The 11,219-nt window shown below is 46.1% G+C and carries 7 protein-coding genes and 1 pseudogene; 4 read left to right on the forward strand and 4 right to left on the reverse strand.

Going from position 1 to position 11,219, the window contains the following annotated elements:
• Positions 1-165: 165 nt before the first annotated feature.
• Positions 166-2,115, forward strand: a complete 1,950-nt coding sequence (locus AC5JLB_RS08035; RefSeq protein WP_495873306.1) for a response regulator — start codon at positions 166-168, stop codon at positions 2,113-2,115.
• A gap of 29 nt (positions 2,116-2,144) precedes the next feature.
• On the forward strand, positions 2,145-6,032 hold the full coding sequence (locus AC5JLB_RS08040) for a PAS domain S-box protein (RefSeq protein ID WP_495873307.1): 3,888 nt from the start codon (positions 2,145-2,147) through the stop codon (positions 6,030-6,032).
• A 3-nt stretch (positions 6,033-6,035) separates the two neighbouring features.
• Here the strand turns inward: AC5JLB_RS08040 and AC5JLB_RS08045 are convergent, their stop codons facing one another.
• The 3 genes from AC5JLB_RS08045 to AC5JLB_RS08055 form a co-directional block, all read right to left on the reverse strand.
• Positions 6,036-6,683 (reverse strand): COG3650 family protein, encoded by a 648-nt coding sequence (locus AC5JLB_RS08045; RefSeq protein ID WP_495873308.1) that lies wholly within the window; start codon positions 6,681-6,683, stop codon positions 6,036-6,038.
• Positions 6,684-6,757: 74 nt separating this feature from the next.
• The gene (locus AC5JLB_RS08050) at positions 6,758-7,765 is read right to left on the reverse strand and encodes a methyltransferase (protein WP_495873309.1); all 1,008 of its coding nucleotides are present in this window, start codon (positions 7,763-7,765) and stop codon (positions 6,758-6,760) included.
• A 39-nt stretch (positions 7,766-7,804) separates the two neighbouring features.
• Positions 7,805-8,281 carry a hypothetical protein gene (locus AC5JLB_RS08055; protein ID WP_495873310.1) on the reverse strand — a complete coding sequence of 159 codons (477 nt, stop codon included), beginning with the start codon at positions 8,279-8,281 and terminating at the stop codon, positions 7,805-7,807.
• A 275-nt stretch (positions 8,282-8,556) separates the two neighbouring features.
• On the opposite strand from AC5JLB_RS08055, the gene AC5JLB_RS08060 reads away from it, so the two are divergent.
• Entirely contained in the window at positions 8,557-10,047 is a 1,491-nt protein-coding gene (locus AC5JLB_RS08060) for an ATP-binding response regulator (protein ID WP_495873311.1), read from the forward strand.
• Between the two features lie 86 nt (positions 10,048-10,133).
• On the forward strand, positions 10,134-10,508 hold the full coding sequence (locus AC5JLB_RS08065) for a response regulator (RefSeq protein WP_495873312.1): 375 nt from the start codon (positions 10,134-10,136) through the stop codon (positions 10,506-10,508).
• A 208-nt stretch (positions 10,509-10,716) separates the two neighbouring features.
• Here AC5JLB_RS08065 and AC5JLB_RS08070 read toward each other — a convergent pair.
• A pseudogene (locus AC5JLB_RS08070) lies at positions 10,717-10,827 on the reverse strand (transposase); the annotation flags it as partial.
• Positions 10,828-11,219 lie beyond the last annotated feature (392 nt).

The following is an 11,219-nucleotide window of genomic DNA, read 5'->3' on the forward strand; positions in this document are numbered from 1 at the left end:
CATCGCCTTTTAGCTTATTCAGCCCAACTTCACATAATTATCAACACAACCTAGTTATTATCTCTTATTTCCCAGCAGGTCTATTTATTGCATTCTGTAATGACCTTTTGAGATAAGAAACGGGCTATCTTACAATTTCTTTGGTGTTTGTCGATGAGTTAGTGAATGCGGGTTTTGCTAGTTGAGGACGATATCGCGATCGCAGACCTGGTTGCGCGATCGCTGAAAGAACATCATTATGCAGTAGATATTGCAGAAGATGGAGCAATCGGGTGGGAGTACGCTCAAAGTACGTCCTATGACTTGATTTTGCTGGATGTGGACTTGCCAAAGCTAGATGGAATTTCCCTGTGTCAACGTCTTCGTCATCATCGATGTGAAACTCCGATTGTGATGATGACGGCGAAAGCGGCTAGTGAGCATCAGATTCGGGGATTAGATGCAGGTGCAGATGATTATTTGGTCAAACCGATCAATTTAGGAGAGCTTCAAGCACGCGTTCGCGCCTTGCTAAGACGGGGAGTGGTTGCAGCAAATTCGCTTCTGGAAGTTGGGCATCTACGGCTCGATCCGCGATCGTGCCAAGTGACGTATGCCAAGAAATGCCTTGCGCTCACTCCAAAGGAATATAGCCTCTTAGAACTACTTTTGCGTCATCCCACTCGCGTTTTTAGCTGTGGAGACATCATCGAGCATCTGTGGACGTTTGATGATCCGCCTCAGGAAGATAGCGTAAAATCGCATATTAAAGGATTACGGCAGAAGTTAAAAGCAGTCGGTGCAACCGATTGGATTGAGAATGTGTATGGATTAGGATATCGATTGCGCGAGAGAATTAGTAACGCTGAAGAAGATAATGCCGAGGAAGATAATCAGAAATCGCTACCGCAACAGTATCATCAAGCGGTTGAAGAACTTTGGGAACAGTATCGCGAAACAATGGAAGAGCGTTTTATCGCATTGCAGCAAGCCATCGATTCTCCCATATTGACCCCTGAGCTTCGGCAAACCGCAGAACAAGCTGCGCACAAACTAGCTGGAGTTCTGGGAATGTTTGAACGAGATGAAGGAACGCAGATTGCGCGGCACCTTGAAAAAATATTTGAAACTGAGCCACAACCGCAACAAAATCAAATCGTGCGATCGCTGCTTCAACGCTTGGGCGAGATTTTGCGACAAGACAAGGTATCGCTCGCAGATTCTGTTGCAGAATCTGCGAGCCTGCTAAGCCCATCTATCCCAGAGACCATTGAATCTGAGTCTCCCCAGACTTGGCAGAAAGAAACGAAGACCGAGATCGCTTCGATTCGATCGTGGACTGTTCTCGCAGTAGACGATGACCCGATCATTCTAGCTACACTCAAACAAATGCTTGAACCTTGGGGAATGCGCGTCACTGGGATTGACAATCCGCTCAAATTTTGGGCTGTTCTTTCCCAGGTCAATCCAGATTTGCTGATTCTTGATGTCCAGATGCCACAACTCAGCGGCGTTGTCCTATGTCAGGCCATTCGCGCAAATCCAGCTTGGCAAAGTATCCCGATTATTTTTCTCACCGCTCATCAAGAATCTGCTACAGTACAGCAAATTTTTGCAGCCGGAGCGGATGATTATCTTGTAAAACCTGTTGTGGGTCAAGAACTGATTTCTCGTCTGACAAACCGATTAGAACGGATTCGTCTTCTACAAACGTTATCGATCAAAGATTCCATTACCGGACTGCCGAATCAATTCAACTCTAGTCAAGCGATCGCGGCGCTCATCAATTGCACTTCATCAGGATGCTTTGCGATCGCATCCCTGGCAAATCTAAAACAAATTAATGTTCAACAGGGTCACGCCTTTGGAAATCGAATTCTTAAACAAACTGGACAACGGTTACAAGCAATCTTTTGCAATGGTGAAGTTTTAGGGTATTGGGGAAATGGAGAATTCATTCTTGGAATTGCTGACACTCCTAAAGCAGTCGTTCAACCCCAACTATTAGATGCACTCAAAACGGTGCAGGATTCATTGCAAGTCATTTATCATGCTGCTGTGGTGGAATACTCAAGCAATAGCTCTACAGTGAGAACGCTTTATCAACTGGCAAATTCATTGTTAGCAAACTCATAGTTAGCAAACTCATTGTTAGAGGAGTGTCAATGACAACTGATTCAATAGAATTGGTCAATCTGGAAGCTGCCTTAAGCGCGATCGCAGATGCGATAGTTTGGGCAGGTGAAGATGGCAAAGTGACATGGTGCAATGCAGCGTTTGATCGATTGGTCGATCAGCCTCATGCCATGACGATTAACGCCAAATTAAGTGATCTGTTACCCTTACTGCAAAAGGGTCAACCGATTGAACCTCAAGCCTACCCCACTGCAAAAGCATTGAGTGGAGAAACGGTTCTGAGCGCGTATGAGTTTCAGCAAGCTAATCGCTGTTTAACGTTAGAAATTTCAGGCAACCGAGTCACCCTCGGCAATCAGGAAACTGCCGTTTTGGTGATTCGCGATGTCACGTCGCTAAGACCGTCAGCCGCCAAAAGCCAGACCACTGAGGACGCCCTCCGGCGAAGTGAAGCGGAGTATCGGGCTTTTGTGACCGCAACTGCCCAAGCCGTCTGGATGACCAACGCGGCGGGAGAAGTCGTCGATGACATCCCGCTTTGGTGTGCGCTCACCGGGCGGAGCCAAGACAGCGCTAAAGGATGGGGATGGCTTGAGAGCGTTCACCCTGACGATCGCGCCTCTACAGCACAGGTCTGGCTAGACGCCGTTAAATCTGGAAAGATCTATGAGGATGAGCAGCGTGTTCGCGTGGCATCGGGCGAGTATCGGCTTTTTGCCGTTCGAGGCGTGCCCCTTCTCGATGACCAAGGCAACATTCAAAAATGGATTGGAACGCAAACCGATATTACAGAACAAAAACAAGCTGAAGAAACATTGCGGCGTCAAAATGCCCTGCTGCAAGCTCAACAACAAACCTTACAGGAGAAAGAAGCTCAGTATAAAACAATTTTTGAAGCGATTACGGATGGCTTATATATTACTGACCTAGAGACCACAAACCCAGTTGAAGTTAATCCTGCCGCTTGCAGAATGCATGGATACGAGTACGAAGAATTTTTAGCGCTCCATCCATCGACCTATATTCATCCCAGCACTCTCCCTGTTTTCCAAGAGTACATAGAAACGGTGAGAGCAGGGCAACAATTTTATGGTCAAGCCATTGACATTCATAAAGATGGCAGCTTGATTAATGTGGAAATCAAAGGAACAACGTGCAGTTACAATGGGAAGCCTCACGTTTTAGCGATCGTGCGGGACATTAGCGATCGCAAGTCAGCCGAAGAAGCCTTACGCCGTAGCGAACTGAAATATCGCAATCTGTTTGAGAATGCTCAAGTTGGAATTTACCGGATCAGTTTAGAAAATGGACTGATTCTTGAAGCCAACCCTTATGCGATCGCAGCCATAGGGTACGACTCGATCGATGAAGTTGTGGGCAAGAAATACACCACTGACTTTTATGCTGATCTCGCTGAACGAGCATTGGTGCTAACCGAAGTTCATCAACACGGCAAAGTCACGAACTATGAAATGCAGTTTTGCCATCGAGATGGATCAATCCGATGGGGCATGTTTACGCTTTCCCTTAATCTGGCAGAGAACCTGTTAGAAGCGGTATTTGTCGATATTACGCCGCGAAAACAAACCGAAGAGGCTCTGCGGCGCAGCGAACTGAAATACCGTCATTTGTTCGAGAATTCTCAAGTGGGAATCGGACGCACGCGCATTGAAGACGGGCTTTTTCTCGATGCCAATCAACGCTGTGCCGACATTCTTCATCTCAGCTCGCCTAGCGATTTAATTGGGAAACGCTTCACCAGCGAATTTCAAGCCAATCCTCAAGCTCGACAACTGATGTTAAACGAGCTACGGCAAAACGGCGAGGTGCGCGATTTAGAAACAGAACTGCACCGTGCGGATGGGTCTACAGGATGGGGCTTGTTTTCGTTGCGTCCGAGTTTAGAGGAAGATTGCCTTGAGTTTGTCATGGTAGACATCAGCGATCGCAAAGCCGCCGAAGAAGCACTCCAACGCCGCGCTGAACTAGATAATTTGCTCAGTCAAATTTCCCGGCAGTTCATCGACCAAGATGCAGAAACCGCGATTCAGGCTGTCTTAGCGTTGATTACTCGTCATATTGGTGCAGAGCGAGGCTGCCTCTTTGAGTACCACAACGATCAGGCTGAATGTCAATTGCTGTATGAATGGTGTGGTGAGAATATTTCCCCTCTCACCCCCGAAGCAAGAGGATCGAGTGTTCCTGAATATCCACTTTTACATCAACAATTTTTAGCTGGAGAAGTATTGTACACGACCGATATTCAGACGATTCCCGATGGACCAGAGCGGCAGTTATTTACACGGCAGTCCATTCAATCATTGCTGGGAGTGCCCATCATCTATCAAGGTGATGTGACAGGATTTATTGGACTGGATGTGGTTCACTTTCAAAAAACGTGGAGTCAGGAAGATGTTAAGAGCCTCAAACTTGTTGGCGAACTGATTGCGATCGGGCGAGCAAGACACAAAGCCGAAGCAGATTTACGCATTGCCAAGGAAGCGGCTGAAGCTGCCAACATCGCGAAAAGTACTTTTTTAGCAAACATGAGCCATGAGCTACGTACACCGCTGAATGCGATTTTGGGATTTGCTCAATTAATGGAACGCGATGTGGCTCTCTCCGATCGACAACGGAATTCTCTTGCCATTATTAATCGCAGTGGTGAACATCTATTGAGCCTGATTAACGATGTATTGGAAATGTCTAAAATCGAGGCAGGACGAACGACGCTTAATCTAGTCGCATTCGATTTGCATTATCTTTTGCAGACCCTACATGAGATGTTTCTCATTCGGACAAAAGCAAAACGGTTATCGCTCGATTTTGAGATTGCCTCAGACTTGCCTCAATATATTACGGCTGATGAAAGTAAGTTACGTCAAGTATTCATCAATCTATTAACCAACGCCGTTAAGTTTACTGATACGGGCAGCATTAAACTCTGTGCTAATTCGATTGATCCGTTAACGTTAACTCTCCGGTTCGAGGTTCACGATAGCGGATGTGGCATTGCTCCAAACGAGATTGATGGTCTATTCCGCCCGTTCATTCAAACCAGTAGCGGGTTGCAGATCCGGGAAGGAACCGGATTAGGTTTAACAATTAGTCGTCGATTTGTGCAGTTGATGGGCGGCGATATTCAGGTTAAGACAGCCTTGGGGAAAGGCTCTACCTTTAGTTTTGACCTTCCGGTTGCGATCGCAGAAGTCAAGGAAGTTGTACCCTCATCGCCACTGCGACGCGTTCTACAGCTTGCGCCCAATCAGTTGAGCTACCGCATTTTGGTGGTTGACGATCGCGCCGAAAATCGCAGTCTTGTTGAGCAATTACTAACAGCCGTCGGATTTGAAACGCGATCGGCAATTCATGGAAAAGACGCGATCGCTTGGTGGCAACAATGGAAACCGCACTTAATTTTGATGGATATGCGGATGCCCGTGATCGATGGATATGAAGCCACCCGTCAAATTCGCGCACTTGAAGCTACTGATCATCACACGAAAATCATTGCGTTAACCGCAAGTGCTTTTGAGGAACAACGCGCGTCCATTCTAGCCGCAGGCTGTGATGATTTTGTAGCGAAACCCTTTCGAGAGTCGCTGCTTTTTGACAAGCTTGCCGAGCATTTGGGTGTTACTTATATCTGCGACGAAGAGAGAGAAACTTCTTCTTTCTCCTCGTCTTTTGGTTTAGCTCGCTTAAGTCTTCAAAACATGCCCATTGAATGGATTACAGAACTGCATCAAGCGGCACTTGCTGTTGATGCAGAGCGAATTGCACAATTGATCAAGCAAATTCCAGACTGTGGTTCTTTCGAAGTTGCACAAAGCGCTAATCAAGAGTTAGCAGATGTATTAACCGAACTGACTCAGCAATTCTGTTTCGATGAAATTCTCGAACTGACAGAATGTTGACTTCTACCAGGACTGCTGTCTGGAAAGAGGGGTGCCTACGTCAGGAGAAATTTGATCTGCAATTACGGCAATCCCTGTTACGATCGTTCCCTGCGGCGGCGTTGGAGCGGTCGAAGGATTGCTGGGATAGGTTGAACCGTTAAATTTCAAACTGTGGTAGCTTGGCTTCGCACCGCCACCTGCAACAAATAGCACCAAATCGCGCCAACCTTTTGTTTTTTTACCGCTCACCACAATCGGATTGTTCACGAGCGTATGCTGGGAGATCCGCTTGTAAGATCCAGAGCCCGTTCCTTTGAAAATCATCATCGTACAGCCGCCTGTGCCACACACTGATGATCCTGTCAAATACGCGATCGCTTCAGATCTTCCATCACCATCTAAATCAATCGAATTGTAAAGATAGCGAACGCCAGCAACATTACCTGATAGTTCGCGAATGATAGCTTGCTGCAATGCTGGTGCTTCGCTTGTTGCTGAACGTTCGTATGTCAAGGCTCGAAAGCGAATGCCTTCAACATTCGGTAAGGTTTGAATCGGACGATTCGCGCTTTCTGACTGGGCCTGAGAGTGATTTTCTGGAGATGCACCGACGCTTAAACTGGCTCCAAGAGCAATTGTAAATAGCATCAGCGTACGATGAATTTTCATAGCTATTTTCGACCAGAGATGAACGAGTTGAGGTAGGTTCACTTAGCTTCAAGCTGAAATCTAATAATTCCAGCTTAGATTTTTACTGCCTCAATAATACTGAGCAGCGACGACGTTGGAATCACCCGTATGAGTTCAAACCCATTTGATCGCAACAATGTCCGATACTCTGCTTCGGTGCGTTCCCGTCCACCCGTCATCAACAGCATGATCACGTCAATAAATTTCATTGGAGAGGGTTCATTATCTGTTGGAATAATGCCTTCTAATAGCATCAGCTTGCCATCCTCCGGCATTGCTTGATGACAATTTCTCAAGATAATTGATGCCTTTTCATCGTTCCAATCGTGAATAATCCATCGCAGCAAGTAAGCATCGCCGCCCGATGGAACGGACTCAAAAAAGCTTCCTGCAACAGTTTGAGCATTCACACCATCCAAGCGAACGTTGGCAATAATTTCGGGTAGGTCAAACAAAATTCCATTCAGATTTGGATGAGTCCGCAAAATCGTAGATAGTAAGCTCCCTTGTGCTCCTCCTACATCCACGATCGTATTGAATCTAGAAAAGTCATAGCTTGCTACAACAGCTTGGGCGATCGCAGATCCCATACTGGACATGGATTGCGAGAATATCATTCCATCTTCAGGATGTTGAGCGTAGTGCTCCCAAATTGACCTTCCAGTGACGGTATCAAAGGCAATCTCGCCTGTTTGTAGACTGTCTAATCCGTGGCTCCAGCCTAAAGAATGGTCATAGCCCATTTGTGCCATCACTGCATACCGCATTGAGTCAGGAGCATTACTCTGAAGGGTTGCCGCCAGCGGAGTGAGCGCAAAGTGCTGATCTGCAAGTTCGGTAAAGATGCCCACACTCGCCAGAGCCCGCATCAGTCGGTATAGCGATCGCGGATCACAATCCGTTTCTTGTGCGAGTTGTGAGATCGGTTTAGGTTCATCATCAAACAAATCCGCAATGCCTAACTTGGCGGCCAGATACACCGATCGCGCAGTCCAGAATCCACCAATCAGATTGAGTACTGTCTCTTGAGGGGCAACTTCGACTTTTTCCATCGCTAACATGATTTCAGACTCCAGTTCATTAAGGTCTAGTGGCTATAGTTAAGCTTCAACAAGATCGAGGGCTGTCTGATTGAAAAATGCCTCGAAATTTTCTGGCTTTGTGAATTGCAGATACTCATTCACCAGTGCTGGAGTCAGCAACTCGATCAGGAATTTGTTTTCAACCCAAAATTCAATCACCTTGAAGGGGCCGCGATCGCAGAATCGAACCAGCCATCCTTCTCGGTAGGCAATTTGTTCAATCTCTTCTTGCGAGGTGGGTACAGAAATAGCGGCATGAACGGAAAGAAAGGTTTGAGGAATATTTCCAGATAAAAACCCGGCTTCTTGAAAATCGGGAATTAACTGAGTACCAGCAGGTAAAAGCTCGATCGCGGTTCCATAATCGTCGTTGCTAACAACCATGTAACTGCCCTCGTGAACCGGAAAGGGAAACCGACGACCTTGTAACACTTCTGCAAGAACATTACCAACATGCGACGGATCGTTAACAGCAACAGAAATGTGATGAAGCATAGTGACCTCAGAAAATAATGATGGTTGAAACTAAACTGCAATTATGCAAATTCAGGTTTAAGGGAGTGCTTGGGTGCGTTCCAGTTCCCTGTTTGCTGATGTTGCTCATAATAAACAGCGATCGGGGAGAAATAGAGGAGTTTTTGTGTAGAGTCAGTAATTTCTGAGCAAAATTTAAGCAATTCTTAGAGCAATCATTTATTTTTGCTAATGTTGCTTTAAGTATTTAAAGCAACATCATATAATTTGCTGCGAGTGGCGAACATTTGATGGAGATGACCGTACCCAAAGCTGACATTTTAGTAATCGATGATACTCCGGAGAACCTGAATCTTTTATCTTCCATGTTGAGCGATCGCGGTTACAAGGTTCGCAGTGTCACCAAAGGCTCTACGGGCATTCGAGGAGCGCAAACGATGCCGCCAGATTTGATTTTGCTGGATGTGAATATGCCCCAGATGAATGGGTACGAAGTCTGTGAACACCTCAAAGCCGACGATCGCACCCGCGACATTCCAATTATTTTTATTAGCGCCTTAGAAACGGTTAGCGACAAAGTAAAAGCGTTTCAGGCAGGTGGCGTTGATTACATTACAAAACCATTTCAGATCGAAGAAGTACTCGCCAGAATTGAAACCCATTTAACATTGCGACAATTACAAAATCAACTGCGATCGCAAAACGAACAACTTCAGCAAGAAATTCGCGAGCGAAAACATGCCGAAGAAAAATTTGCAGCCATTTTTCGGCAAAGCCCAAATCCGATTGCGATCGTTACGATACCAGAAGGACGATTTATCGAAGTAAATTTCAGCTTCCTCAGTATGAGTGGCTACACACTCGATGCTGTAATTGGCTATTCGATCGCGCAGTTACACTTAGGTCACGATTCAGCCGCATTTCTGAGCCGCCTCCAAACAAATGAACCCATTCACAATTTAGAGTTTGAACTGCTCACCCGTTCAGGCAGTGTAAAAAGTATTTTGTTATCGCTTGATCACATTGAAATCAACGGCGAAACCTACGCCTTAATGATTGCGAACGACATCACTGAGCGTAAACGACTGGAAAATGAATTTATCTCTTTGGTCAGCCATGAGTTACGCACACCCTTAACATCAATGATGGGTTCACTTGACTTACTCAGCACCGGACAGTTAGGCAGCTTAACCGAACAAGGACAGCAGGTTCTTAATATTGGTGTGAAGAATGCGGAACGCTTGATTCGCCTGATTAACGACATTCTAGACCTCGAACGCATTCGTTCTGGCAAGATTACAATGAGCAAACAATCGTGTAATCTAGCTGAACTCATGGCTCAGGCAACTGAGGAAATGCAATCAATGGCAGATCGATCGTGCATCCAATTGATTACAGAACCGCTTCCCATTCTGCTGTATGCTGATCCCGATCGCATCGTGCAAACCCTGACCAATCTTTTAAGTAACGCTATCAAATTTTCAGAAGCCGAAGCAATAGTTCGGATGCATGCACAACCGTTAACTTTGAACAACAGAACTTCAAGCGTTCGCATTAGCGTGACTGATCAAGGACGAGGCATTCCCGCCAATCAGCTACAAACCATCTTCGAGCGCTTTCAGCAAGTTGATGCTTCTGATGCTCGGCAGAAAGGGGGAACAGGTCTCGGATTAGCAATTTGCCGTAACATTGTTGAGCAGCATCACGGTAAAATTTGGGCAGAAAGCATGATTAGCAAAGGCAGCACATTTCACATCGAATTGCCGCTCAACGTCGTCCTCCAATAAAATTCGCTTCCCCTTTCCCTCTTTACTCCCCGACTTCTCCTCGGTTTAGCGTTAACCTGTCAACATCAGCGTTCTAGGGTGCAACTATGAAAAAACAAATTCTGATCGTCGATGATGAAGACGACGTTCGAGCGATCGCGACCCTCGGACTTCAAATGGGCGCAGGTTGGACAGTTTTAACAGCAAGTTCTGGTGCAGAAGGAATTGCGATCGCTGCTCAACATCAACCCGATGCAATTCTGCTGGACTTAATGATGCCGGATATGGATGGTCGCGCCACTTTGCAGCAACTCAAGCAATACCCAGTGACACAATCGATTCCCGTTATTCTGATGACAGCTAAGATGCAACTTTCTGAGCAGCGGAGTTTCAATGATCTAGAAGTCGCTGCAGTCTTTACTAAACCGTTTCGTCCGCTCACCCTAGCACAGCAGATTATTGATGTCCTAACATGGGTTTGAGATCAGCATTTATGAAAAGAATTTCACTCTGAATTTGTCAATTTAAGAGGATGCTTGGAAAGTTCGTGAGGTCGTACAAAGCTCACTCGTGTAAGCTGCGAATCGTAACGTACACAGCACCGAGAGAGCAAATGAGTAAAGTCTACCCTAGCGACCTATCGCCCCACCAATACGAATGTCTCAGCGATATCCTTCCCGCAAAACCTGCTTTGACTAAGTCTGGATGTGTTCTAGTTTGGAGCGATCGCAACACGCTCTTGATCTTTGACCAGCAATTTTCAATTGGGGAGAACTCTGGCGAATACGGAGGTAAGATGACGTTTGCTCCTGCTGATTGAATCAATGCGGCGATGGTTGCTCTATTGACTTTGCCACAATTTATGCCTCATCACCTACCCGTGAAGCTCTCAGGCTAGGTCAGATAACAATTAAGTGTCTCTTGATCCGCTCGGTCGTTAGCGATTTGCAAATTCCGTTTTTTTATCGTCCATTGGAAGCTAGCTGTCCCAATGAAAATCACGATAAGAGGCATCAACGGCTGCAACACATCCCACAGCTTCTTTTCCTTCAATCAATGTTGGCTCAATGCCTACAGTACTGATACAGCTAATTTCTCTCAAGCTTCTGAAGTTCTTATTTCTTTCGCGCAGCGCCCCCTTAGGTTGTGTTGATAATTATGTGAAGTTGGGCTGAATAAGCTAAAAGGCGATG

The organism is Myxacorys chilensis (assembly GCF_059505265.1).

Excerpts from the sequence above, each read along its gene's own strand:
- AC5JLB_RS08050 (WP_495873309.1), bottom strand. The coding sequence starts at position 7,765 with ATGTTAGCGATGGAAAAAGTCGAAGTTGCCCCTCAAGAGACAGTACTC.
- AC5JLB_RS08045 (WP_495873308.1), bottom strand. The coding sequence starts at position 6,683 with ATGAAAATTCATCGTACGCTGATGCTATTTACAATTGCTCTTGGAGCC.
- AC5JLB_RS08035 (WP_495873306.1), top strand. The coding sequence starts at position 166 with ATGCGGGTTTTGCTAGTTGAGGACGATATCGCGATCGCAGACCTGGTT.
- AC5JLB_RS08040 (WP_495873307.1), top strand. The coding sequence starts at position 2,145 with ATGACAACTGATTCAATAGAATTGGTCAATCTGGAAGCTGCCTTAAGC.
- AC5JLB_RS08065 (WP_495873312.1), top strand. The coding sequence starts at position 10,134 with ATGAAAAAACAAATTCTGATCGTCGATGATGAAGACGACGTTCGAGCG.
- AC5JLB_RS08055 (WP_495873310.1), bottom strand. The coding sequence starts at position 8,281 with ATGCTTCATCACATTTCTGTTGCTGTTAACGATCCGTCGCATGTTGGT.
- AC5JLB_RS08060 (WP_495873311.1), top strand. The coding sequence starts at position 8,557 with ATGACCGTACCCAAAGCTGACATTTTAGTAATCGATGATACTCCGGAG.